This window comes from Gemmatimonadota bacterium (genome assembly GCA_041390105.1).
In the GTDB taxonomy this organism is placed as follows: domain Bacteria; phylum Gemmatimonadota; class Gemmatimonadetes; order Longimicrobiales; family Gaopeijiaceae; genus JAGQIF01.
The window spans coordinates 480,855-506,317 of sequence record JAWKQO010000001.1; the positions used below are offsets into that span (position 1 = coordinate 480,855).

A 25,463-nucleotide genomic window follows, 5' to 3' on the forward strand; every position below is an offset into this window, starting at 1 on the left:
ACCCGCGTGGGTTCTCGACTGTATACGTCGGAGTCGGTGACGGAGGGACATCCCGACAAGATCGCCGATCAGATCTCCGACGCCGTTCTCGATGCGATCCTCACGGATGATCCCGTTGCACGCGTAGCCTGCGAGACGTTGGTGACGACCGGAGTCGCCATGGTGTCGGGAGAAATCACCACCTCGACCTACGTCGATGTGCCCGAGATCGTTCGCCAGACGCTGCTCGGGATCGGCTATGACCGGGCCGAGTACGGAATCGACGGTCGTACCTGCGCCGTGTTGACCAGCATCGATCGTCAGTCCCCTGACATCTCGATGGGGGTCGATACCGGGGGAGCCGGCGATCAGGGCATGATGTTCGGGTATGCGTCGAACGAGACGGAGCAGGGGATGCCGGCGCCCATCATGTTCGCGCATCGCCTTACCCAACGCTTGGCGGAGGTGCGCAAGAGCGGCGAGCTGGCCTGGTTGCGCCCGGATGGCAAGTCCCAGGTCACCGTGGAATACGAGGCCGGGAAACCGGTGCGGGTGCACACGGTGGTGGTCAGCGCCCAGCACGAGCCCGATGTCAGCCAGGAGCACCTGCGCACGGAAATCCTCGAGCGGGTGGTCAAGCCCGTGCTTCCGGCCGACCTGTACGACTCCTCGAGCTGCGTCCATCACATCAACCCTACCGGACGCTTCGAGATCGGCGGACCGCACGGGGATGCCGGGCTGACCGGACGGAAGATCATCGTCGACACCTACGGGGGTATGGGGCGGCACGGTGGTGGTGCCTTCAGCGGGAAGGACCCGACGAAGGTGGACCGGTCCGGCGCCTACGCGGCGCGGTGGGCTGCCAACAACCTGGTGGCCGCCGGAGTCGCGGAGCGCTGTGAGATCCAGCTTGCGTATGCCATCGGCGTGGTCCAGCCCGTTTCGATCTTCGTCGACACGTTCGGCACGGGGACCGTCCCGGAGGAGCGGATCGTGGATGCTCTGCGGGAGGTTTTCGATTTCAGCCCTGCCGGGATCATCGAGGCCTTGAAGTTGCGCAATCCGATGTTCCGACCCACTGCCGCGTACGGGCATTTCGGCCGTGAGCCAGGTCAGCGCACGCTCTCGGACGGGCGTGTGGTGGACCTGTTCACCTGGGAGCGGTTGGACCGGGTCGGAGACCTCAAAGCCGCGCTCGGGCTCTGAGGCGAGGACAACCCAGGGTGCCCCGGCCGGGACCGAACCCCCGGCCGGGAGCGGAGTACTAGCCCCGAGGCACGTGGCACGGTCGGAGTGGGCCGCCAACGGGGGTCATCGGGTGCTGGTCGAGGTTCGCGTACACAGTCTTGGCATGGATCGGGTGGCCAACCAGCCCGTGGTGATCCTGAAAGAAAAGGATGGCCGCCGGGTCCTGCCCATCTGGATCGGCCCCAACGAAGCCAACGCCATCGCCACCCATCTGGCCGGCCTGCAGCCGCCCCGCCCGCTCACGCACGATCTGCTGGTTTCGGCGTTGAAGGGCATGGGGGGCACCGTCACCAGGGCAGTGATCGCTCGGGTCCATCAGAACACGTACTACGCCGAGCTGGTCGTGCACCGGGATGGGGAGGTGCTCTCCATCGACGCGCGCCCGTCCGACTCCATCGCCGTGGCGCTGCGAACCGACGCGCACATCTTCGCGGACGATTCTCTTCTGGAAGAGCGGACGATCGAGGTGTTGAGCACCGAGCCGGAAGCCGAAGGGTCTCCAGCGGAGGCAGGTGAGGTGCGACAGATGGACGCCGACGAGTTGCAGGCGTATCTGCGTCGCCTCGACCCCGAGGATTTCGGACGGTTCCGTCCGTAGGCGATCGGCGCCCTGGTGCTGCCCCTCCGTCGTTCCTTTGCATGCGCGTGGAGCCTCCTCGTGTTGCCCGCTGCGCTGCTGGGCTTCCGCCCTCTCGCGGCTCAACAAGAAGCGTCGGCGGAGTTGCGTGGGACCGTGATGCGCGCAGGGACGCCGATGAGCGACGCCGAGGTGGTGCTCCACCGGGTCTCTCCTGACTCCGCCGGGGAGTTGGCGCGCACCTCCAGTGAATCCGACGGAGGCTTCCACTTCCTCTTCCCGTATGTGCCCGACCCCGACCGTCTGGACGAGGTCTTCTTCGCTTCGGTGCGCCATGACGGCATCCTCTACTTCGGTCCCACGCTGACGTCGCCTGCGGATCTCGACAGCCTCTACATCATCGAGGTCTACGACACCGTCACTGCCCCAGTGGGTGGCGCCCCCCTGGTGGTCGCGGTGCGCAACCTGGTGCTGGAGCCGCTCGACGAGGGCTGGCAGGCAACGGACTTGATCGAAGTGAGGAACGAGGATACCCGCACCTGGGTGGCGGGCCCGCTGGGCGACGCCGTGTGGAGTGTCGCCTTTCCGAGCGGAAGCACCGATCATCAGGTGGGGGAGAGCGACCTCCCTCCGGCGGGAGCCGTGTTCGACGGAGATGTGGCGCGGACCACGGCGGCGGTGCCTCCCGGCCCACGCCTGTTCCTCTTCCGTTACCGGATTCCGTCGGTCGGATTCACGCTGCCTCTAGTGGGCGTAACTGAACGCATGGAGGTGCTGGTGCGAGAACCCGCACCCGCGCTCTCGGTATGGGGACTGGAGGGGGGCCCGCCTGCCGAGTTGGAGCCTGGCACGACCTTTCGGCGGTATGTCGGAGAGGACCTCGTAGACTCGGCCGTTCGCATCGATCCCGGCGGTCCCGATCGCCGGCTGCCTCTCGCCCCCCTGATGGTGGTGCTGGGGCTGTCGCTGGGGGTGTTGGGACTGTGGGGCTATTCGCGGGGTCGAGCCCCCAGGGACGGGCGTGACCGATCGGAGATCGTCGCGGAGATCGCGCGCCTGGACGAGGAGTTCGAACGGCAGGCCCCTGCAAATGGAGTACAGCGGGCGCGCTATGAACGAACACGAGCCGAGCTCCTCCGCGCACTCCACCGGGCGGGCGCCGACCAGTGAGCGCCACCAGCACACGGGCCGTTGTCCTGAGGGCCACACCCTACGGAGAGACGAGCCAGATTGCTCGGCTGCTCACGGAGCGCTGGGGCGTGGTGTCTGTGGTGGCGCGTGGTGCCCGCCGCACTGGAACGCGTTCCTCCACGCATCTCGAGCCCTTCACCACCGGAGAGCTTACGCTCCACTACCGCGATGGGCGGGAGCTGCAGACCCTCGGGAGCTTCCACGTGGAGCGCGCCCGCCTGGCATTGGCGTCTCCGGCCACCCGCTTCGCGGGAGCGTCCGCGCTCGTGGAGCTCTTGCTGCGGGCCGCGCCTGAGGCGCCTCAGGCCGCTCTCTTGGAGTCGGTGGAGCAGGGCCTCGATGCCTTGGAGTCGTGCGCCCCCTCCGATGTGGCGCAGCAAGTGTTGACCTCCCTCTGGCAACTCGTGGCCGCACTCGGGTTCGAGCCCTCCCTCGATGAGTGTGTACGCTGCGGTGAGGTCCTCGTCGAAGAAGAGGTGGGGCGCTTCGACTTCGCGCGCGGTGGAGTGCTTTGCGCAGACTGCGGAGCCTCGGCTTCCGGACCACGCGTGGGTCCGGGGGCGCGCGCCGAATTGCGAGCGTTCCTCAGCACGGTGGAGCCGGGAGGTACCGATCCGAGTCACCTGGGGGCACACCTCAAGCTGCTTGGTGACTTCGTTACGTATCACGTGGCGGAGGGGCGCGCCTTGCGGTCGCTCGACCTCTTGTTGGGCTTGATCGGATGACGGTGCACCTCGGGATCGTCGGTACGGCCGGGCATATCGACCACGGGAAGAGCGCCCTCGTGTTGGCGCTCACCGGCGTGGATCCGGATCGGTTGGCAGAGGAGAAGGCGCGGGGGATCACCATCGAGCTGGGCTTTGCCGAACTGCACCTCGGGGAGGATGCGTCTGCAGGCCTGGTCGACGTCCCGGGTCATGAGAGCTTCGTGCGCACCATGGTGGCGGGCGCGAGCGGGATGGACCTGGGGCTGCTGGTCGTGGCTTCCGATGAGGGCGTGATGCCGCAGACGACCGAGCATCTCGCGGTGCTGGAGCTCCTGGGTGTTCCGCGAATCCTGGTCGTACTCACCAAGAGCGACCTGGTCGAGACCGATTGGCTGGAGCTGGTTCAGGGCGAGGTGGCGGAGCTCCTCGACGGGACGCCGTACGCCGCTTCCCACGTGATCGCGACCTCCGTGCGGAGCGGGGAAGGCCTCGACGAATTGCGGGTCGCCATCCGGCAGGCTCTCGAGGGTCGAGTGCGGCGGAGCGGAGACGACATCGTGCGCCTGCCCGTCGACCGGAGCTTCTTGGTGCGTGGGACGGGACGGGTTGTCACGGGCACGCTGTGGAGCGGGAAGATCGCCGTCGGAGACCGGCTTCATGTGAGGCCGGGCGGCGGGGAGGTGCGCGTCCGGGGGGTCGAGGCTCATGGTCGCGCTGTGGAGCGTGCCGACGCGGGCCAGCGCACGGCGCTGGCGTTGACCGGCCCCGGGGCGGAGAGCGTGGCCCGTGGCCAGATCCTCTGCGACCTGGGTGAGTGGCAGGCCTCCCGTCGCCTCACGGTCTGGGGCGAGGTGCTGGACGGTGCTTCGCCCTGGACCCGGGGCGACCGGCTCCGCGTTCATCTGGGCACCGCCGAGGTCGTGGGACGTGTGCTTCCTCTGGGGGGCCCCGTGCTGGAGCCCGGGCAGGGGGGGTGGCTGGAGATTCGCCTGAAGACTCCCCTTCCGGCTCGCACCGGGGACCGGATCGTGCTGCGGAGCTTGAGTCCGGTGCGGACAGTGGGCGGTGCCCGGGTGCTGGAGCCGCACCCGCCGCGGCGGGCCAGGAAGCGACCGCTCCCCGTTGGGGCCCTGGAGGCACTGTCAGGCGGAAGCGAGGCCGAGCGCGTGCGTGTTGTTCTCGAACGGGCCGGGAGGGACGGCGTGCTCCGGACGCTCCTGCCCGTCCTGACCGGATGCACCCCAAGCGCCTGTGATGAGGCGGTGCGCCTCGAGGGGGCTGTCGAGCGGGGTCGCCAGGTCTTCCCCCGCGGTGCGGTCGCCTCTGCCCAGGCCGCGCTGCTCGGCTGGGTCGACGAACAACTCAGCAAGGACCCCCTGGCCCCGGGGGCACCCCCCGACCCGGCCCGGGTCGCTGCCGGCGGAGGGCCGGTGGCCGAGCTGGCTCTGGAGGCACTGCTGACCGGACGGCAGTTGGAGCTTGCGGACGGGCTCCTCCGACCGCCCGGCTACACCGTGCAACCGGGCGAGCGAGAGAGCGCCCGCCTCGCGGTTGTGGCCCGGGTGTACGAGGCGGCCGGATTGGAGCCCCCCGCCGTCGGGCTGGCGGCGCAGACGGCTGGGGAGCCGGATCCGTGGCCGCTCGTGCGCCACCTCGAGCGGGTCGGGCAACTCGTTCGCCTGGATACGGATCTGTTCATCTGGGCTCCGGTCCTGGCAGAGGTCCGGCGCCGGGTCCAGGAGGAACTGGCGGGCCGCACCGGATTGGGTCCCATGGACTTCCGCGGGGTGATCCCAGTATCGCGCCGGCACCTCCTGCCGATCCTGGGTTATCTGGACAGAGAGGGGGTGACGACGCGTGAAACCGACGGGCGGGCTGTTCACCGGGACCTGGCTGGACGGGAGTCTGGCTCTTGACCGCCTCGCTCAGGGCAGCGTATCCTCCCCGAAGGGCCGCGTGTGCGGCTGGATGAACCCTTGGAGGCCTATCGGGTCCACAGCTACAGAACCAGAGGCAGACGTGAAGGCACGGTTCAGGCTCTTGAGCCTAGCGTTCGTGACCTTCCTCATGGCTGCGACGGTTTCGGTCGCATCGGCCCAACAGGCGGGCCAACCCCCACGACCGTCGACCGATTTCGAGTTGGAACAGAACTACCCCAACCCCTTCAATCCCGAGACACGGGTTCCGTTCGTGCTGGGTGAGGGGCTGTTCCAGAGCGGGCAGCCGGTCCGGGTCACGATCCGCATCTACAACATCCTGTCGCAGTTGGTCGCATCGCCCACCGCCCTGGGTCATGTGGAGGGGGAGGGTGTGGCGGTGGACAACCTCGAGTACGGATCTCCGGGGCGCTACGAAGCCTACTGGGACGGCCACGATCGCAGTGGTGCCCAGGTGGCGTCCGGCGTGTATTTCGTTCAGATCACCGTGAACGGTCGGTCCCAGATCAAGCGGATGCTGGTCGCGAAGTAGCGGACTGGGCGTCGCCCGCGAGGAACGGCCGGCGCGGAGGGCGCGGCTTTTTTTTTGCCCTGCGGTCGGTCAGGGAGCGCGGTTCGCAAGCAGCGTCAGGAAGTCATCGGGAGTCTGCGCCTTGAGAAGCAGCTCCGGTACCTGGGGATCCTTGGCGAACTGCGCGATCTTCCCCAGCACGGGAAGATATTGGTTCGAGACCTCCAGAGGAGGGGCTACGATCAGGAAGAAGTGCTGGACGGGTTGCCCATCGATGGCTTTGAAATCCAGGCCGGACGGCTTGCGGCCGTAGGCGAGACGGAGCCGGCTGACCACCAGCGAGCGACAGTGCGGGATGGCGATTCCCTTGCCAATTCCCGTGGATCCGAGCTTCTCACGTCGGCGCAGGGTCTTGAGCAGCGTCGACTCGGACTTCTCGTCGAGGCGGAGGAGATGGATCAGCTCCTCGAGGGCCTCGTCCTTCCCTTCGGCCTCGAGCTCGAGGGAAACGCATTCGGCAGTGAAGAGGTCTCTGAGCCTCATACGGCGATTCCTGGGCCGGCTGGGCGGGGTCCGTGGAGCCGCGAAGGTTACCGGGAGCGGCCCGGGGTGTAAAGGGAGGGAAGGTACCTACGGCGCGGCGCGCCTCGGACCTAGCTTGGAGCATGCCGTTGGATTTCATCGATTGGTTGGTGGCGATGGACGCGCCTTTGTTCCTGGCGCCCCAGGCCGGTGTGAGCGAATCCCCGTTCCGGCGTCTCTGTAGAGACTTTGGCGCCGACGTGGTGGTCAGCGAGTTCGTTTCGGCGGACGGAATCGTGCGCCAAAGCGCGCGCAGCGCTCGCTATCTACGCTTCGACCCCGGCGAGCGACCGATCGGAGTGCAGATCTTCGGGGCCGACCCCGAGACGATGGCCCAGGCAGCCCGCCACGTCGATGACGTGTTCGCGCCCGACTTCGTGGACATCAACTTCGGGTGTCCGGTCAAGAAGGTCGTGCGGCGCAACGGGGGGTCCGGATGCTTGCGTGACCTCGACCTGGTCGAAGACATCGTGCGGGCCGTGGCAGGGGCCACCACCGTGCCGGTCACCGTGAAGATCCGAAGTGGGTTCGATGAAGCGACGCGCGATCCCGTCGGGATCGCGACCCGCTGCGAGGCCGCCGGCGCGAGGATGCTCACGCTGCATCCGCGCACTCGTGCCGACATGTACTCGGGGCGAGCCCGCTGGGAGGAGATCCGCTCGGTGACCGAGGCGCTGAGTATTCCGGTGATCGGCAACGGTGACGTGCGGTCAGGAGCGGACGCCGCGCGGATGCGAGAGGAGACCGGCTGCCACGGCATCATGCTCGCTCGGGGCTCCCATGGCGCCCCCTGGGTGTTTCGTGAAGCCCGGGCGGCCCTGTCGGGGCAGCCGCTGCCGGAGCCACCGGACGTGGCGGAACGCTTCCGGATCTGCCTGGCCCACGCGCGCAAAGCGCTGGTGTACGGGGGCGACCCGGAGCGTGCCCTGCTGGAGTTCAGAAAGCACCTGGCCTGGTATACCAAGGGCCTGCCGGACGGACGGGCCCTTCGGGTACGGCTGTTCGAAGCGGAGTCCTTGGCCGAGGTCGGTGCGCTCCTCGATGAGTACGTGCACGCCTCCCTGGTCGGCACCCCGGATGGGGCCGACCCGCTCGGCGGGGATCCCTGAGCGCCGCCCCCGGGTATCTTGAGCGTGCACGGACCTTGCGTCCGTGCGGATGGACCACCGGGGGCGTCACGGCTTCGACGTGTCTGGAGAGTCCTGAGTCGCGTGCCGAGGTGCCCGGGAGGCCTCGTAAAACACCTGGGAAATGATTAGTTGCCAACTCTGAACTGGCGCTCGCTGCCTAACTTCGGTTAGTTGCAGCGCGTCTCCTGAGCCGCTTGCCCGAGGCAGCGCTTGAGACGTCGACAATTCGGGCTGCTGCGTGCGTTTTGCCGTCCGGCGCACGCTCAAGACACAGGATGGCTAGCCGGGAAGGTGGTGGTTCGCTGACCATCTCCTAGCGAAGACAACAGCGAGCTACGCACGTAGGGGCTTCGGAGGATCCTTTCGCGGACGCGGGTTCGACTCCCGCCGCCTCCACTAACCAGAGCGCTCTCGCAGCCGATCGGGTTGCGGGAGCGCTCTTGCTTTCGAGACCCGCGGGAGGCGAACCCGCCGGGACTTGCCGCAGGCAAGGACCGTGAGTGGGTTTGCACGGAGCGGATCGGGCTGCAGCGCGAAGGAGCCGAGCTGGTCTTCCGCGACAGAGCGAGGATCGGCGCGGAGCGCCGACCGCAGCTCACTCCCGCCGCCTCCACTTTCTGGCCCGGGGCAAGCGCCCCGGGCCTTTCTTTTCTGATCGGCGGGAGGCGAACCCGTTGTCCCGCCACCCTTTGCCCATTGCCAAGCGGCTTCGCCCAAGGTTCCTATTCCGAGCGTGGAGCGCGCACGGCCTTGGATTCGGAATGTGAGGGCCTGCACACGGTCACAGCTCGAGGAAGAAGGAGGCTGGCATGACGACGAAGCGTCGCGTCACGGACAGGGGCTCAGGAAGCCTGTGAGTACCCGCTCCGGCGGACCCCTGCCACTGACGGGCTCGGGTGCCCGATTCGGCTTCGCCTGCTTCGCGCTCGCGCTGGGGGGCTGGTCGCTCGGCGCCGCCTCCGGCGCCGGGTCGGAAGTCGGGACGGCCCCGTCGGTCACTCAGCTCGCCGATCAGCCGGACACGGCTGGGAGCGGCCCCCTCCCCGGGGCGAGCGCCGGCCAGGATCTTCCGTTCATCCCGTACGTCACCCAGCCGAGCCCACGCCTACAGGAGCTCATGAGGCGGGACTTCCTGGACGACTACGAGAGCAATGTGGTCTATGGGTACCGGATCGTGACGGAGACCGAGCGCTACGCGTCTCGGTATTCGGGAAACCGGCTCCGCTGCACGAACTGCCACCTGAACGGTGGCACCCAACCGGACGGGATGCCGCTCAACATCGCGGGGATGTACCCGCAGTGGCGCTCGAAGAACGGCGTGCGCAACGGGATCGGCCTGCGCATCCGTGAGTGCTTCCTCTACAGCCTCGACGGCATCATGCCCCCGGAGGATGCCCCTGAGGTCCTCGCTGTCGCGGCCTACATCCACTTCCTCTCGGAGGGCGAGGTCATCGGTGAGCGACCGGAAGGCGCGGGCGTTCCGACGCTGCCGGAGACCGGCCTCGACCCGAACCCGGCCCGCGGCGAGGTCGTCTTCGAGCAGACATGCGTGGCCTGTCACGGCAGCGACGGCCGGGGCACGGAGCTGGCGCCGCCGCTGTGGGGCCCCGAGTCGTACAACGCGGGTGCGGGCATGAGCCGGATCGAAAAGGCCGCGGGCTTCATCTGGGCGAACATGCCGTACCAGATGGGCCGGACCCTCAGCCACCAGCAGGCCTTCGACGTCGCGGCGTATCTGAACCTCCAGCTTCGCCCCTCCGATCCGCGGGACGGGCGCCTGCGCAAGCTCTTCGAGAAGGTGATCCGTCGCGTCGCCGGCTGGTTCGGCGGAGATGCCGCGTGACTCTTCGCGGCTACGCCAGGGAGCTGCGCCGCGAAGCCTTCCCCGAGTTCTCTTCCTGGAGCGACACCGACACGCGCTCCGAGGTCATCGCGGGGGCGGTGTGCGGCGTGTTGGTGATCCCGCAGGCGATCACGTTCGCGTACCTCGCGGGCTTGCCGCCTGAATTCGGTCTCTACTGCGCCGTCTTCGTCGCCTTCCTGACGAGCTTCTTTGGTACGACGCCCATGCTCGCCGGTCCGAACACGGCGATGTCCATCCTCCTCGGGAGCACGATTCTCCCCTTCGCCGGCCGAGGCAGCCCGCTGTACATCGAGTACGCGCTCCTCCTGTCTATCATGGTCGGAGTCGTCCAACTCCTGATCTGGCTTCTGCGCGGCGCGGAGCTGTTTCGCTACTTCAGTCCGGCGGCCATCTCGGGGATCAAGACCGGCGTCGGTGTCCTGCTCATCGCCTCGGCCGTCGAGGGGGCGTTCGGGATGACCACGATGAAGACGCAGTTCTTCTACGAGAAGTTCTACATCGCGTTCGCTTCGTGGGATGAGCTGGTCAACCCATACGCCGCCCTGGTGAGCTCGCTGACGATCGGCTCGGGCCTGGTGATGCGACGCCGCTGGCGACGGACGTACATCGTCGGGGCGGTGCTGATCGGCGGAGCTACGGGTGCGTTGCTCGTGGGTTTCCTGGGACCTGTGCGCACCGATCTCGAGCTGCTCGGCCGGATCCCGATGGGTTTGTTCCCGTTCCGCCTCCCTTCCGTGACCCACGAGGACGTGCTCGTCATGCAGGAGATGGTCCCGAGCGCGATTGCGTTGGCGGTGCTGGGCCTCTCACAGTCCCTGGTCATCGCCCAGGACCTCAAGAGCGACATCGGATCGCGCGTCAGCCTCGGGCGCGAGGTCTTCGCCCAGGGCGTGGGCAACCTGGTCGGTCCGCTCTTCTCGGGCTTCGCGGGCTCGGGCAGCTTCAACCGAACCGCGATCGCTGTCGAGATGGGCGGGCGCAGCACGTTGACGGGTCTCGTCGCAGCCCTGTCGGTCGGGGTCATCGCCAAGACCCTCGGCCCGGTCCTGACCTACGTCCCCATGTCCACGATCGCCGGCATCATCGCCCTGGTCGGCATCGGCATGATCGAAGTGAAGCATGCGCGCCGCTTCGCCAAGATGCCCATCGACGCAGCGGTATTCGCGCTCACTGTCCTCACGATCACGCTCATCGGGCTCGAGGCGGGCATCTTGGTCGCGGCTGCCTCGTCGCTCCTCTTCTTCGTGGTTGGTGCGTCGAGACTGACGTTTTCGTTCACGACCCAAGGCGACACCGAGATCATCGCGGTGAAGGGCAACCTCTTCTTTGCCACCCTCGACGCGCTCAAGCTACATCTTGCCGGTCACCCCGGCGGCCGCACGCGGCTCGACCTGACGCGGGTGCCCTACTGCGACTCGTCGGCGCTCGAGATGATTGAGTCCATTCGGCTAGAGCGCGAGCGTCGCGGGGGTGGCCTCGAGGTGGTCCGCGGCTGAGACCGAGGGTGGACCCCCCGGGTGGTCGCCTCGGCAACGGGTCGACATCTTCCCCCGGTGGGCGCCACCGCCCTAGCTTGGAACGGCCCCGAACCCGGAGATCGTGATGAAAAATGTCCACGGCAACCCACTCGAGCGCCGCCCCTTCCTGTCTCGTCTTTCGGCGGCCATGGGCGCGTTCACCGCTGGTTTCACGATGGCTCCGGGCTCCCTTGGGGCCGAAACTCCCCGGCGCACGGAATGGCAGCCCACCCGGCATGCGCAGGACGATTGGTTCGACGCTCTGCCGGGTCAACATCGATTCTTCTTCGATGCCACGTCACCCGGCGGGGCGGGCGAAGCCATGGTGTTCGCGACGAACTACTACGTGGCCAATCGTACGGGATACGACCTGGCCGACGCCGACCTCGCGGTCGTCATCTGCCTGCGGCACTACGCGACGGTCTTCGCCCTCAACGACGCCATCTGGGCGAAGTACGGCGAGCAGCTTTCCGAACGTGTGGGGTGGGTCGACCCGGAGACGGGCGGCGCTTCGATGCGGAACCGCTATAACGACGGGTCGGGGGGGGAGGGGATGACCAACCGACGCATCAAGCTGGACGACATGATCGCGCGAGGCACCCACTTCGCAGTGTGTGGCATGGCCACCACCGCCTTCGCCGGCGGCATCGCCCGTGCCACTGGCCAGGAGAGCGAGGCCGTCCGCGCGGAGTTTGCCGCGAACACCATCGGGAACGCGCATATCGTGCCGGCGGGCATCGTTGCCGTGAATCGAGCCCAGGAGCGGGGTTACTCGATCCAGTACATCGGGTAGCGCGGGGTGGGTTCAATGGGCCCTCCGCTCAGTGGTGGACGATCCCGGATCCCAGCGGATAGCGGTCACTCACATGCACCGGCAACCGCCCGGTCGGGAGGAGCTTTCCGGTGAGGGTGCGCACGAAGGCGTCGAAGTAGGCGTCCTGGTTTCCGTACCAGGTGCGCTCGCCGTACCCCACCAGGAGCGTCGGCGTATCGGGGAGCGCACGCGCGAGGTGGGGGTTGCCGTAGACCATGGCCACCACTCGTCCCGGGTGTGCGGCCATCAGGGTGCGGATCAACTCCCCGTCGCTGTCACGCAGCGGTGCAGCATCTCCGCTGCGGTCCCGCTGTACAAAGAGGGAGACCACCACCAGGTCGGCATCCGCCGCGGCCGTCACGATGGCCGCGCGGGCTTCCGAGCTTTGACCCGGCCGCACCGTGAACGAGCGGGTCCCCGGAAACGCCGAGGCGAGCTTCGCTTCCAGGAGGGGCGGCCCGGGATCGATGTCGGTCTTCTGGATGCTGACGTTCACCAGGCGACGCGGCGCGGTCACCGGCAGGACGCCTTCGTTGCGCAGGAGGGTGAGAGACCGGTCGGCGATCTCCTGTACCAGTGCATGGTGGGCGGGCGTGAAGACCATGTCTCCGACGGCGCCCTCATCCACCATGCGCTCGCGATGGAGACCCAGCCGGGTCTTGAGCAGAAGGAGCCGGCGAACGGCATCGTCCACGCGCGCCTCTGCAATGCGGCCGGACCGAACAGCGCCTGTGAGCGCCGCGATCACGGCCACCGGATCTCGGGGCTTGAGGAGGATGTCGTGCCCCGCCTCGAACGCGCGCAGCGCCACCTCCTCGGCGCCGAAGCGGGCCACCACGTGGTCGTACCAGAGATCGTCGGTGGTGAGCATCCCTCGGAACCCCAGCCTCCCTCGAACCACTCCTGTGGCGAGGCGAGGCTCCACGCTGGCCGGGAGGTCGGAACCGCCCGCAACCGCTGGCACGGCGATGTGTTCGCTCATCATGAAATCCACGCCGGCCGCGACGCCGTGGCGGAACGCGGTGAACTCCTGGGTCTCGAGCTGGGCCTCGGTCTTGGGATTCCACATCCACGGCGGATTTCCCGGCATCGGCACCTGATCGCCGCGCCCGGGGAAGTGCTTGGCCGTGGTCAGCATCCCGTGGTCGTGATACCCGCGCACATAGGCGCGGACCATGCGCCCCAAGAGATCCAGGTCGCCTCCGAAGGAGCGGGACGACTCCTGCGGGTTTTCCGGCCGTACCGCGATGTCCACCACGGGCGTGTAGGTGAGATGGATCCCCATGGCGCGTCCTTCGTCCGCGGCAGCGGAGGCGGCCCGATACATGAGGACGGTGTCTCCCGCTGCTGCCAGCGCCATGTTGGGAGGATACTCGCTGGCTCCTACCACCTGTTGGCCCGGGCCGCCCTCGAAGTCAGCGGAGATGAGCAGGGGGATCTCCGCTTCGCGTTGCAGGCGATTGGTGAGCCAGGCCACGTCTCGGGGCGTGCCGCCGTAGAGCACGAAGGTGCCCACACCGGCGCGGGCCAGCGTGACCCACTGCTGCAGGCGCGGGTCCTCCTCGGAGATGTATCCCGCCGAGCTCAGGTCGGGAGTGACCAGTTGAGCCACCTTCCGTTCCAACGAAAGGGAGGCGAGCGTGCGCTCCACCCACGCCGTATCCGGAGGCGCCAGGGAACGGGCCTGGGCCTGGACGTCCCGTGGCCCTCCCTGCGCGAGGGCGACAGCGAGCGTGAGAGCCAGGAAGCGAGGGTGCGAGCGAATCATGACATCCCCCGGTGGGGTGGGTATGAGGCGGGGTGCGCCATCAACGCACCTCTTCCAGGATCAACCGGTCGATACGGAGCGCGGCGCGGCCCTCAACAGCGCGGGTGCGCACCGTGATGGAGCGCGTCTGCTCGGTCAGCTCCACTTCCCCCATGTCGGCGGCCTCCACGCGGGTGGTTTCAGGAGCGAAGGCGTCGAGCCAGTCCGACAGCTGGGTCTGCCGACGCCAGACGGAGAACTCCGCGCCGTCAGGGCTCCTGCGATACGACAGCTTCACCCGGTAGCGTCCAGGGGGGAGTGCGGAAACGTCGAAGCGCACCAGCGCCGTGGGGTCGCCTTTCAGCTCCAGCGCCCCGTCCGCGAAGGCCACCGATGTGCCGAACCAGACAGACATCTCCATGAGCTGGGGATAGAAATGGTGCTCGGGGGGCGCCTGTGCCACGGGCTCCCCTTGCGGGGTCATCCCGGCCGCTGAGGATCGCTCACCGTAGTGAAAGGCCACCGACGTGTAGTCGACCGGCACGGCGTTCCCTTCGGGGCCGTGCTCGATGGTCTGTCGCAGGTGTTCGACGAAGGATAGTTTATCCGCCAAATAGAACCGATAGGCGCCGGTGCGCGACAGCGGCAGGGAGTAGTCCAGCGCGCCGTGGGTGGGCAAGCTCATTCCCCGGTCCCAGCGGTCCAGGATGGCGTACCACCCACCGTTGAAGAAGTCCTCCGAGCCGGTGCCGTGGAGCGCCAGGGCTCCATCGATGGTGGTGACGTCGTCGCCTTCGAAGAACTCGGTCATTCCCGGGGTGAGCCCCTGGGCCTGCAGCAGGACTCCCACCTGATGTCCGGGGCCTTCGGCGTCCAGGAGGAGATAGGGCGCCCCCCGCGCTGGCTCTCGCTCGCGCCGCCACGTCGCGTAGAAGCGCCCCTCGCGGGTCGGGTCGCGCGGTACTTCGGACCAGAAGATCCGTGCAGTGCCTCGCACCGTGGCTGGCTCGCTGGGAAGGACCTGGAGGGCCAGTGTGGCCGATCGGTCGAACGGCATGGGGAAATACGCGTAGTCGATCCCCGCTCGGGATCCTACGATGAGGCCGGCGGCGGCCGGCGCACCGAACGCATAGCCGAAGAAGTCGTTGACGGGAGCCGCAATCCCCGGGCTGCCGCCGTCCCACCAAGCCTGCAGCGCCACTCCAGGCCCCCGGGGCGGCGTCCCCGGTGCGCGCTCCATCTCAATGCCCAGGATCCGCCCCCCGCGCTCGACGCGAAACAGCTCGAAGTCGTTGCCGGGATCCACGGCGAAGGCGCGCTCCTCCACATGCACGTCTGCCTCCCCCCATGGCCGCCGTCCGGGGTGGTTCCATGCGTCCACCACACGCTCCAGTTCGACGGCGGCCTCGCCGCCGAGCGGCGTGCGGAACGACGCGACGTCCGTGTGCTCGGGGTAGGAGCGATACTGGATCTGGTGGAAGCGGATGTCGTCACCCTCGTACACGATCTTCAACGAGCGGGCATACGGGAGGGGAAGGTAGCTGAAGTATCCCCCCACTTCGTTTCCCACGACGGGCTTCACGAAGGGCGGTGTGTTGCCCGAAAAGAGCTCGCTGAACGGGAGGCGGAGCCGGGCTTCGTCTTCCCCATCGAAGTAGAAGGCCACCATCCGATCGGTGGGAGTGGGCGTCCAGATCCGGTTGACCACGCCAGGACCCGCCAGGTCCGCGAGGACTCTGAAGTCACCCTCCTTCCGTACGTACGAGTAGGTCCCCTGAAAGCCGTCGTCGTTTCCGCCGGTGGTGTCGTAGCTGGAGATCTGGGCCACCAGCGACGCGGCGCGGTACCGGGGCAGGAGATCCGCTCGGTAGAGGGCTCGGAGCTCCGCCACCATCCCGGCCTGGGGCTCCTGCGCGGTCAGGGGGCCGTGCGCCGCGATGCCGACGAGGCCAGCAAGGAGGGCGGCTTCGAAGACGCGAGCTCGCGCACCTACGGAGACTCCGCGAGGCCTCCCCGTGAGCACCGAGATCATGATCCGCTCGTCTCGTCCATGAGGGCAGCGTACGCCTGCTGGTCTTCGTACATGCGGTGGAAGACCCGGTACTTGGCGTCGAAGTACGTCGCTACTTCCCCTCCGGATGGCTCCACGAGTCGATCGGCGGCGCTCATGGCGTTCATGGCGTCCAGGATGGAGGCATAGGTCCCAGCTGCTACCGCGCCCATCATGGCCGACCCCAGGAGGACCGCCTCCGGCTCCCTGGGCAGCGCCACCCGGCATCCGGTGGCGTCGGCGTGCTCCCGCACGAACACCGGGTTCTTGGTGTCGCCGCCGCAGGCGATCAGAGTCCGGATCCGGTATCCTTTGGCGTTCATCTCCTCGATGATGTGACGCGTACCCAGGGCAACGGCCTGGACGGTCGCCAGATACAGGAGTGCGAGCGCGTCGGCTGAATCGGTGAGCTTGAGCCCGGAGATCATTCCGCGCAGCCGAGGGTTGGCGCGTGGACTGCGGTTCCCGTGGAAGTAGGGAAGGACGTGGAACTCACGCGTGAGGGCGGCGGGGAAGGGTGCGTGTTGCGCCAGTGCGTCCAGGCGCTCGTTCAGGACAGCATAGACGCTGAGTCCGCGCCGCTCGGCCTGGGCCTGGAGTTCCGGTCCCCGGGCGTGGCTGTGCACGACGTGATCCAGGAGGGCACCGGTGGCCGACTGTCCACCCTCCGTGAGCCACATCCCCGGGACCATGGCGGAATAGTAGGGACCCCAGATCCCAGGGATGAACATGGGCTCCCGGGAGACGGCCATGTGACAGGAGGACGTGCCACCGATCAGGGCGAGCCGCTCCTCCAGATCGGCCTCTCCCGACAGGGGGCCGTCCACCGCAGTGCCCACCATCCCCAGACCGCCCGCGTGCGCGTCGATGATCGAGACGGCGACCGGGATCCCGGGCACCAGACCCAACTCGGCAGCGGCCTTGGGCGTCAAGGTTCCAGCCCGTTCGCCGATCGGACGCACGGTTCTTCCGATGCGCATGAAGCCTTCGTCGGCCAGATCTCCCAGCCCGACGGCTCGGAAGTACTCCGGGTCCCAGTGGCCAACGCTTCCTTCGTCCCCCTGCTCGTGCCCCAGGTACGTCCACTTGCAGACCGTGGTGCACAGCGAGCGCACATCCACTCCGGTGGCGCGGTAGACCAGGAAGTCGGGGAGGTCGAAGAACCGCGCCGCCCGGAGCCAGGTCTCGGGGAGGTGTTCCTTGAGCCACGCGAGCTTGGGTGTCTCCATCTCCGGTGAGATGACGCCCCCCACGTAGCGTAGGACAGCGTGCCCGCCGGCGTTGATGCGCTCGGCCTGGGGCACGGCGCGGTGGTCCATCCAGACCATCACGTTCTGCTCGTCCTTCCCGGTGGGACTCACCGTCACTGGCGCGTCGTCGGCGTCCAGGGCCACCAGCGAACAGGTGGCGTCCATCCCCATCCCCCGTACCGCGTCGCCCGCGAGCCCCGCCTCGACCAGCGCGGCTCGCACTGCGACGCCGCACGCCCGCCAGATGTCCTCGGAAGACTGCTCCACGAAGTCCTCTTGGGGACGCCAGGTGCGAATGGGCTCCACGCCCATCCCCACTCGAAGCCCGGCGGCATCGAAGATCCCCGCGCGAGCGCTGCCCGTTCCGACGTCGATGCCTACGTAGAAGCCGCCCACCACGACCCTCAGCTCCCTCCGCTCAGAATGCGGACCTCGAACCCCATCTCCTGCGACAGGGCCACCATCTCCTGGAAGATGTCGCCGTAGGCCACCGCGATGTGGTTGGAGAGGTAGTGCGCCATGATGGTGTCCCGCGTCACTCCGAGGTCGGCCGCCATGAACGGCCACTGGCGCGTCGTACCCTCCCACCAGGCATCGCGCTTGGCCGCTGGAAGCGCGACCACCTCCCCGCGACCCACGTCCATCCAGAGCACGTCGTCCTTGATGTAGCAGCGTGCCCAGGTCATTCCGCCGCGAAGGCTCTCGCCCGCGAAGGTGCCTCCTGGAACAGGGAAATAGCCGGCGGGCTGCCGGTAACTGTGCACGCCCTCCAGGGTGTCGGGATCGTGGTTGAAGGCGTAGGCGCCCGCCGAGCCGGAGTTGAGGAGGACCCACACGAAGCGGCCTTCGTGCTCGCCCCCCCAACGCACGTCGTGAAACGCCACCGATCCGTGCAGTCCCTTCGCCTGGCAGAGGCGCTTCATCATCTCCATGGGGACGGCGTTCCCCTGGTCGGCTTCGGTGGACGTGATGATCACGTCGCCGTCGGATTCGGGGCGGCACGCCGAGTTGAAGAGGCCCTCAGCGAAGTCGGAAGGGGGCCTCAGAGGCAGGAGGCCCAGCTGGTATTGCCAGCCGATGCAGTCGGCCTTGTACTCCCGCGCCAGGTCCAGAACGGCCAGGTAGTCGCGCAGCTGCTCCCGGGTGGCGTCCTCGGTGAAGTCTTCAGCGCCGGCTTCACGCCAGTGGAAGGTCACGCCCTTGGCCTTCACGAAGGCGAGCGCGTCGTCCATGCGCCTCTCGTCGATGCTGCGGCCTCGGTCGATGATCCAGGCCTGGTCGATCTTGTGCTCGCTGAACCCGTGGCGGTTGAGCAGGCGAGGGCCGAAGTACCCGTTGATCATCCCCATGGAGGTGTCGCCCAGCATGAGGAGGAGAGCGCGTCGGTCCCGGAACTGTTGCGCGACCGCCGCCGCCACGGCGGCGGCCTCGCGCGAAACGGGAGCGTCGTAAGAGAGCTGTTCCTCGCCGTAGGCGATGGACCCGGTCGCGCACCATTCCTCCAGACGGGCCATGAAAGCCTCGTCGGCGGTCCAGTCGGGTGCGTCGGTCCAGACGCGGGAGAACTTCCGCCCCAGGCTCTCCAGGCACGCACCGGTGTTGAGAAGGCCCACCAGGCCCGGCCACTGCCCGGAGAAGTTGGAGGCCAGCAGAAGCGGGTTGTCTTTTCCGACCACCCCTTCGGTGGTGTGGGGCCCGTAGAACCAGTGCACGCACACACCGATCATGGGGTCCTGAACCGGGCCCAGCCTCTCGATGGCGTGGTGCGGTTTCGTCAGGAAGCCCTCCACCTGGTAGGGCTCGCGACCCAGCTTCCGGAGGGCGGCCTCCAGTTGGGCGGTGGCCTCGCGGATGCTCGGAAGGGCCAGTTGGTTGGGCACGTCCCGGCCATCGCCGGGCCAGAAGACGGCAATGCGCTGCTTCACGATGCGGTTCTCCTGCTGGGTGCGTGGCTCGGTGGTCGACCTGGCGCCAGGGCGCTGCCGCGTTCTCCCGCCTGGGGATTCACTCGATGGGATCACCGCCGCGCGCGAGGTTATCGGCGGTGAAGATCCGTGTGCCCAGCGTGATGCGCTTGGGTACCTCCTCACCGGCGAGGATGCGCAACGCCAGTGCGATGGCCTCCGCGCCACCCGTGGGGTAGAGGAAGGTGGCGTCCAGAATGCCCTGAGCCACGTATTGCTGGCCCTCGTGGGGGAGCGCGTCGATGCCCACGAAACGCGCCTCGTGCTCCCGTCCCGCGGCCCGGGCTGCCAGCCAGGCGCCATGGGCTCCAGGATCGTTGTGGGCGTAGACCACGTCGATGTGCTCGTTGGTGGCCAGCGCCGATTCCATCTCCGTGCGGGCGTTGGGCTCCAACCACTCCATCTCACCCGAGAAGACGATCTCGAGGCCGGGATTGTTGGGGAGATCCAGGCCGTCCAGGAAGCCCTGGTTGCGGTCGCGCCCGGGCGTGGAGGTCATGAGGCCCTTCAACTCCACGATCTTGCCGGTTCCGCCCAGGACATCGCGGATCCAGCGGCCGGCTTCGCGGCCGATGCGGACATTGTCAGCTCCGATGAACGCAGTGTACTCCTCGCCCTGCACCTCACGGTCCAGCACGATGACCGGGATCCCCGCATGGTAGGCCGCTGCCACCGGAGCGGTCAGGGGAGCGGCCTCCTTGGGGCTGATGATGATCAGGTCCACTCCCTGCTCCACGAACTCCTCGACCTGGGCCCGTTGGGTGAGCGCGTTGTTCTGGGCGTCCTTGAAGATCACCCGCAGGTTGTCGTGGGCCTCGGCCGCAGCACGGATGTCGGCGTCCATCTGAACGCGCCATGGCTCGCCCAGGTTGGACTGGCTCATCCCGATCACGAACGGATCGTCGGGCGTCCCGGCGTGGCGCCGCGCACCGTCCCCGCCGCACGCGAACAGGACGAGAGAGAAGCAGGCGATCAGAGCGGTACGGTGGCGCATGCGGGTGAGATCCGGATCGGGTGGGGGCCGGCGGCCGTCACTTCCTGGCGCGCTGGAATAGTACGGCGCACACGATGATCGCGCCCGTGAGCATGAGGCGAGTCGCCTCCGGAGCCGCGTTCAGCGAAAGGATCTTCTGCAGATACCCGATGGTGAGGACCCCCACGAAGGTAAGCGCCACGCTCCCCCTGCCACCGGTGAGCGGGGTGCCCCCGATGACCACCATGGCGATGGCGTCGAGCTCGTAGGCCATCCCGGTCTCAGGGTCGCCTTGGGTCTCTTGGGCCGCCTGGCAAATCCCTGCAACCGCTGCGAACAGTCCGGACAGAGCGTAGGCCGCGACGAGTGTGCGTCCCACGGGGACGCCCGAGAGGCGTGCCGCCTCCTCGTTTCCGCCTACCGCGTAGATATGCCGTCCCAAGCGCAGGCGCTCCAACACCACCCACGTCACCGCAACGCACAAGAGGAAGACCACGGTGACGATGGACAGGGAGCCGCCCAGGATGCGGGAGTCGATGAGCTGGAAGATCCGCGGCAGGTCCACCACCTCGGAGGTGCCGTCGGCCGCCACCACATAGTTGGTGACCTTCTTTCCTCCCGATACGACCTTGGCCAGGCCGCGGGCAAAGGCCATCATGGCCAGCGTGACGATGAAGGGTTGGATGCGCATGCGCGCGACCAGGAACCCTGACAGGGACCCCAGAGCGGCACCGGCAGCCAACACCGCCAGGATCGCCGTGGTCGCGCCCCAGCCCATGGGCATCGTGAGGGTCGCGAAGCTCACTGCGGCCAGAGCCAGGAGCGAGCTCACCGAGAGGTCGATTCCGGCGCTCACGATGACCACCGTCATGCCGCAGGCCAGGATCCCGTAGACCGAGACCTGGCGGAGCATGTCCCTGTGGACGCTCCAGCGGAAGAAGGCTCCGTCGGCGTTGAACACCGCACCGAGGGCCACCATGAAGAGGAGCGCGAGGAGGGCCCGCGCGAAGGGTGTGGCCAGGAAGCTGCGAACCTGTCCCGCTCTCTTCACGCGACGGCCTCCCGGGCCGCTCCACCGTGACCCATGGCTGCGGCCAGGATCCCCTCCTTCGTGGCGGACGCGCTCGTCATCTCGGAAACCAGCCGCCCGCGGTGCATGACGAGGATCCGGTGCGACAGCGATAGAAGTTCGTCGAGCTCGGACGTCGTGAGGAGGATGGAGATCCCCTGGGCTGCCCACCCGCGCAGCAACTCGTAGATGTCCGACTTGGCACCGATGTCGATCCCCCGGGTCGGCTCGTCCAGGAGGAGGATGCGCGGCGCGGTCAGCATGCAGCGCGCGAGGTAGGCCTTTTGCTGGTTGCCACCGGAAAGGGTGCCCACCGGCGCATCGAGGGAAGGCGCCCTCAGCCGAAGGCGCTCGGTGGCCTGGGCGACGGCGCTGCGCTCCGACCCCCGACGTACCCACCCAAGCGGGCCCGTGTAGGCGGCCAGGCTGGAGAGGCTGACGCTGTGCACCACGCTCTGGGCGGGGGCCAACCCCAGCGCCTTCCGGTCGGCAGTGAGGAGGGCCAGCCCCGCACTCAGGGCTTCGGCCGGGGTCCGGGGAGTGAAGGGAGATCCCTCCAGCGTGAACGATCCGGTCACGGGACCGGCGGCGTCTGCGAAGAGCGCGTGAAGGAGATGGGACGCGCCCGACCCCTGCAATCCAGCCAGTCCCAGGATCTCCCCCTGCCGTAGGGTCAGAGAGACGCCGTCCACCAGCTGGCGCCCTGCCACCTGAGGGTCGGAGAGCGTGAGCGCTTCGACGCGAAGCACCTCCCGAGCTGCGCGAGCCGGCGGGGCGGCGGCGGAGTCTGTCGCCCGCACTTCGGCAACGGTGAGGTCCCTCCCCACCAACTTGGAAACCAACTCTGCCGGGGGGAGATGGGCGGCGGGGGCGGTCACTACCGCTTTTCCGTCCCGGAGCACGGTGATGCGGTCGGCCAGGCGGTAGATCTCGTCCATGCGGTGGGTGATGTAGAGGATTCCCTTTCCCTGCGCGCGTAGCGCCGCCAGGCGGGAGAAGAGGGTCTCCGCCTCCCTCTCACTGAGGGCGCTGGTGGGCTCGTCGAGGATGATCACAGCGGCCTCCCGGGCCAGGGCCCGGACGATCTCCAGCATCTGCTGCGCGGAGACCGGGAGTCCGGCGACGACCTGACGCGGGGAGGCCTCGAGGCCGGCGGCGGCCAGCAGACGCGCGGCCTCAGCCTCCTGGGTCCGGAAGTCCACCCGGCCCCAGCGGTCCACGAGCTCAGAGCCCAGGAACAGGTTATCCGCTATAGAGAGGGAGGCGACCAGCGAAAGCTCCTGGTGGATGGTCGCGATCCCGGAGCGGGTGGCGTCCGCCGGCCCGGAGAAGCGACGGGGTCGACCCTGGACGGACAGGGTGCCCTCGAACTCCGTGTGCACGCCTGAGAGGATGTTGACCAGGGTGCTCTTTCCGGCGCCGTTCTCTCCGGCCAGGACGTGCACCTCCCCGGCGCGGAGATCGAAGTCGACGCCGTGCAGCACCTCCACGGGCCCGAAGGATTTGCGGGCGCCCTGCAGCGACACGAGGGGCGAGTCGGGGTTCACGGCAGGTCCGGCCGGAGGCTTCAGCGGCCCATGGTGGGACCACCCACGTCGTGCTGCGTGGGGATCCGGTCCGCCGCCGGCGGGAGCGCGGGGAAGGGGGCGTGGGGTTCGTCCTGATACCAGTACGCCACCGTGTAGAAGTTGTCGGCCCGGTGGTTCGCGTGGCCGCTCTCGATGGTGACTTTGATGTCCTTCTGGAAGACCACGGGGGAGTCGGTATGGAAGCGGTACACCATCCAGGTGGACCCACGGTCGTCACCGCCGTTCATGGGATTGCCGTACCGCTGATAGGCGAAGGTGGGGTGCTCGTTGCCGAACGGGTTGATCCCGCAGCCCCCGTAGCACCAGGCACCCAGGTAGTAGTCCTCCGAGCCCGTTCCCACGATCTGGGGGGCGCTGGCGCCGTCGATGAAGAACATGTCGTCGCCTTCGCCCCACCAATCGGCCTGGTTCTGGAGGATGCTGTGGGTGACTCCCACGTAGTGCCCGTGACCCTTGGCCTCCAGGATGACGTAGTTGTCTCTTCCGTCGAGATTGGGCCGGTCGTTCACCTCGCTCTGACCGTTGCGCTCCCACTCCGACGTCCAGGCTTGGTTGGGCGTCGCCTGGCGGTACTGGGCGTGGAAGTAGCCGAGATCCGCGGGGAGCGAAGCGTGCTTCTCATAGTCGATGTTGAAGTAGAACGCACCGACGTCGATCTCCCCTTCGTTGGTCACGGTGATTCGCGCCGATCGCTGGAAGGGCATGGGGAAGTACGCGTTGAGGGCCTTTTGCGAACCTACCGAGAGCGGCCCCGACTCGTAGAGGAAGTACCGCCCCAACCCCAGGCCGAAAAAGTCCCCCACCGGTGATTCCACGCTCGGCGTGTCCTCGCCGTCCCAGTACATGCGCAGAACCAGGTTCTTCAGGTGCCACCGGTCGCTGGTGGCGATGGTGAACCAGATGTGACTGATGACACCAGGTCCGTCGAGCGCTGCCAGCGTGCGGGTCTCACCTCCGTGGATGGGATTGCCCCAGTTGCCGTCGTCGTTGGCGCCTGTGGGATCCGTGCTCGACACCTTCGCCGACGTGTAGTTGCGCAGGAACGGGAGGTTGTCCAGGTCGCGGCGCTCCTGGGCAGCTGCGAAGGCGGGAAGCACCAGGAGGGCTACGAGGAGGGACAAGGTGCGGAGCATGGGGCCTCCGGGGTTGGAGCCGCGGCGAGGATGAAGGAGCCCAGCGGATTTGAACGGCGAGAATAGGTCGAGGGGACACCCCCCCGACAGGGCGCCTGCGGCCCGACCGCATCCCATCCAGCCGTGCCTTCAGCTTTCGCGACGGGTCCCCGGCAGCCACAATGAGGAAGAGCCGAACGCTGGGGAACGTCTACGAACTGGCGTGGGTTCGTCGTCCGCACCGAGGACGGAGTGGTGGTGGCGCATACGTGTGAGGCCGGGTGAGGCTCTCCGCTCGGACCCGGCGCGCCGTCGCGCGACGCGTCAGCCTCCCGCCGCGGGGTCGCCGGAACGCGCAGCCTCGACCAACGCGCTCCGGAACTCCAGCAGGATGCTTGCGCTCGCGCGCGGGGCCGGGAAGAGGTTCCAACTGTTGACGACCCCGATCAGGTCGTAGTCGGGCAGCACGAGCAGATACTGCTCTCCGAACCCCAGGCCGGCCCACACCTCCACGTCCTCCGTGTCCAGCCGCCACCACTGGTAGCCGTAGCCCCAGCCTGGCGCGTTCCCGGTCTCCGCCTGGCGTCCCGTTGCCGCCGCCACCCAGCCCTCGGGCAGCAGGCGCTGGTCCTCCCAGATGCCGTCCCGCAGATAGAGCAGCCCGATCTTGGCGAGCTGTTCGGCTTCGAGATAGAGACCTCCCTCGGTATCCGGGTACCCCGTGGGGGTCTTCTTCCAGTGGTAGTCCTCGATGCCGAGTGGCCCGAACAGGTACTCCTCGGCGTAGTCGTCGATGAAGCGCCCCGTGGCCTGGCGCACGACTCCCGACATCAGATGCGAGCCGCCGGAGCTGTACGCCCACTTCTCGCCGGGCGCTGCATCCATCGGTTGATCGAGTGTGAACTGGATCCAGTCCTGGCTGCGCTCGAGGAGCAGGGTGGTGTTGGTCTCGTCCAGGGGTCGGTCTTGCTCATGCCACTCGATGCCCGAGCGCATCGTGAGCAGATCCGCGAGGGTGGCCTCTCTGAGGCGAGAGTCCACGTTCGAGAGGTCGTGGTCCTCGAAGAAGGAAAGCAGCGGCGCCTCCACCCCGGAGAGGGCGCCCTGCTGGATCGCCGTCGCGAGCACGGTGGCCGAAACCGACTTGGTCACCGACTGCAGCGAATGCACATCGCGGCCCCGGTACCAGGGATGGATGTCGGGGTGCAGGTAGTTGTAGTCGTGCACCTCTCCGGCGCCAGAGCAAGCGTCGGTTCCGCAGCCCAACGGCCCGCGCTGGCCTCGCGAGATCTCGACATAGTCGTTTCCGTAGCGCTCGCTTCGCACCAGCCGTGCGTTCCGGATCACCACCAAGCGGTCCACGTAGCCGTAGCGGCCGTCCCGGATGCCCTCATCGACTCGGGCCAGCGGGGCGGGGTCCAGGCCCTCCGCCTCGGGGGTCGAGGGGGTCCAGCCCCGCGTGGGCCACTCAGCCGCCCGGTCGTTCCGCGGCGGTCCCGCCTCGGCTGAGCGTCCGCAGGCGCCGGTGAAGGAAAGGAGGACCAGAGCTGAAGCGATGGGGCGTGGATGGAGGTCCATGGCTGGGGCTCCCCTCCTCGGCGTTGCTCGTTCCGTGCTGGGGGGCAACGTAGGATCGGCCTTCCTGGGCGAGC

General features: G+C 67.8%; 20 protein-coding genes and 1 other RNA gene. 11 read left to right on the forward strand and 10 right to left on the reverse strand.

The features are described from left to right. The first annotated feature begins 6 nt into the window (after positions 1-6). The 6 genes from metK to R3E10_02165 all read left to right on the forward strand — a co-directional run bounded on the left by metK (position 7) and on the right by R3E10_02165 (position 6,171). A complete protein-coding gene (gene metK, locus R3E10_02140; GenBank protein MEZ4414532.1) occupies positions 7-1,185 on the forward strand; it encodes a methionine adenosyltransferase in 1,179 nt (392 codons plus the stop codon). Positions 1,186-1,258: 73 nt separating this feature from the next. Further along, positions 1,259-1,825 carry a bifunctional nuclease family protein gene (locus R3E10_02145; protein MEZ4414533.1) on the forward strand — a complete coding sequence of 189 codons (567 nt, stop codon included), beginning with the start codon at positions 1,259-1,261 and terminating at the stop codon, positions 1,823-1,825. Positions 1,826-1,885: 60 nt separating this feature from the next. Further along, positions 1,886-2,974, forward strand: a complete 1,089-nt coding sequence (locus R3E10_02150; GenBank protein ID MEZ4414534.1) for a hypothetical protein — start codon at positions 1,886-1,888, stop codon at positions 2,972-2,974. Next, entirely contained in the window at positions 2,971-3,720 is a 750-nt protein-coding gene (gene recO / locus R3E10_02155) for a DNA repair protein RecO (protein MEZ4414535.1), read from the forward strand. The genes R3E10_02150 and recO overlap by 4 nt, the downstream gene beginning before the upstream one ends. Further along, on the forward strand, positions 3,717-5,618 hold the full coding sequence (gene selB / locus R3E10_02160; protein ID MEZ4414536.1) for a selenocysteine-specific translation elongation factor: 1,902 nt from the start codon (positions 3,717-3,719) through the stop codon (positions 5,616-5,618). The genes recO and selB overlap by 4 nt, the downstream gene beginning before the upstream one ends. Positions 5,619-5,742: 124 nt before the next feature. Further along, on the forward strand, positions 5,743-6,171 hold the full coding sequence (locus R3E10_02165) for a hypothetical protein (GenBank protein MEZ4414537.1): 429 nt from the start codon (positions 5,743-5,745) through the stop codon (positions 6,169-6,171). A 69-nt stretch (positions 6,172-6,240) separates the two neighbouring features. Here R3E10_02165 and R3E10_02170 read toward each other — a convergent pair whose 3' ends face one another. Further along, positions 6,241-6,693, reverse strand: coding sequence for a PTS sugar transporter subunit IIA (locus R3E10_02170; protein ID MEZ4414538.1), 453 nt, complete (start codon positions 6,691-6,693; stop codon positions 6,241-6,243). A 128-nt stretch (positions 6,694-6,821) separates the two neighbouring features. On the opposite strand from R3E10_02170, the gene dusB reads away from it, so the two are divergent. The 5 genes from dusB to R3E10_02195 all read left to right on the forward strand — a co-directional run bounded on the left by dusB (position 6,822) and on the right by R3E10_02195 (position 12,036). Continuing rightward, positions 6,822-7,841 (forward strand): tRNA dihydrouridine synthase DusB, encoded by a 1,020-nt coding sequence (gene dusB, locus R3E10_02175; GenBank protein ID MEZ4414539.1) that lies wholly within the window; start codon positions 6,822-6,824, stop codon positions 7,839-7,841. A gap of 59 nt (positions 7,842-7,900) precedes the next feature. Next, positions 7,901-8,261: a transfer-messenger RNA gene (gene ssrA / locus R3E10_02180) on the forward strand. 454 nt (positions 8,262-8,715) lie between these two features. Beyond that, positions 8,716-9,705 carry a c-type cytochrome gene (locus tag R3E10_02185; GenBank protein ID MEZ4414540.1) on the forward strand — a complete coding sequence of 330 codons (990 nt, stop codon included), beginning with the start codon at positions 8,716-8,718 and terminating at the stop codon, positions 9,703-9,705. Continuing rightward, positions 9,702-11,222, forward strand: a complete 1,521-nt coding sequence (locus R3E10_02190; protein MEZ4414541.1) for a SulP family inorganic anion transporter — start codon at positions 9,702-9,704, stop codon at positions 11,220-11,222. Before R3E10_02185 ends, R3E10_02190 begins: the two co-directional genes overlap by 4 nt. 106 nt (positions 11,223-11,328) lie before the next feature. Further along, entirely contained in the window at positions 11,329-12,036 is a 708-nt protein-coding gene (locus R3E10_02195; protein ID MEZ4414542.1) for a hypothetical protein, read from the forward strand. A 28-nt stretch (positions 12,037-12,064) separates the two neighbouring features. On the opposite strand, the gene R3E10_02200 is transcribed toward R3E10_02195, so the two are convergent. From R3E10_02200 to R3E10_02240, 9 genes are all read right to left on the reverse strand, one after another. Next, positions 12,065-13,825 (reverse strand): glycoside hydrolase family 3 N-terminal domain-containing protein, encoded by a 1,761-nt coding sequence (locus R3E10_02200; protein MEZ4414543.1) that lies wholly within the window; start codon positions 13,823-13,825, stop codon positions 12,065-12,067. Positions 13,826-13,865: 40 nt separating this feature from the next. Then, complete coding sequence (locus R3E10_02205; GenBank protein MEZ4414544.1) at positions 13,866-15,836, reverse strand: glycoside hydrolase family 172 protein; 1,971 nt, start codon at positions 15,834-15,836, stop codon at positions 13,866-13,868. Continuing rightward, complete coding sequence (locus tag R3E10_02210) at positions 15,833-17,500, reverse strand: FGGY-family carbohydrate kinase (GenBank protein ID MEZ4414545.1); 1,668 nt, start codon at positions 17,498-17,500, stop codon at positions 15,833-15,835. Before R3E10_02210 ends, R3E10_02205 begins: the two co-directional genes overlap by 4 nt. Positions 17,501-17,508: 8 nt before the next feature. Continuing rightward, positions 17,509-19,029 carry a fucose isomerase gene (locus R3E10_02215; protein MEZ4414546.1) on the reverse strand — a complete coding sequence of 507 codons (1,521 nt, stop codon included), beginning with the start codon at positions 19,027-19,029 and terminating at the stop codon, positions 17,509-17,511. A 79-nt stretch (positions 19,030-19,108) separates the two neighbouring features. Then, positions 19,109-20,062, reverse strand: a complete 954-nt coding sequence (locus R3E10_02220; GenBank protein MEZ4414547.1) for a substrate-binding domain-containing protein — start codon at positions 20,060-20,062, stop codon at positions 19,109-19,111. Positions 20,063-20,099: 37 nt separating this feature from the next. Continuing rightward, on the reverse strand, positions 20,100-21,092 hold the full coding sequence (locus R3E10_02225) for an ABC transporter permease (GenBank protein ID MEZ4414548.1): 993 nt from the start codon (positions 21,090-21,092) through the stop codon (positions 20,100-20,102). After that, entirely contained in the window at positions 21,089-22,657 is a 1,569-nt protein-coding gene (locus R3E10_02230) for a sugar ABC transporter ATP-binding protein (GenBank protein ID MEZ4414549.1), read from the reverse strand. Before R3E10_02230 ends, R3E10_02225 begins: the two co-directional genes overlap by 4 nt. A gap of 20 nt (positions 22,658-22,677) precedes the next feature. Beyond that, complete coding sequence (locus R3E10_02235) at positions 22,678-23,832, reverse strand: glycoside hydrolase family 172 protein (protein MEZ4414550.1); 1,155 nt, start codon at positions 23,830-23,832, stop codon at positions 22,678-22,680. A gap of 303 nt (positions 23,833-24,135) precedes the next feature. Beyond that, positions 24,136-25,389 (reverse strand): serine hydrolase, encoded by a 1,254-nt coding sequence (locus R3E10_02240; GenBank protein MEZ4414551.1) that lies wholly within the window; start codon positions 25,387-25,389, stop codon positions 24,136-24,138. Positions 25,390-25,463: the final 74 nt, after the last annotated feature.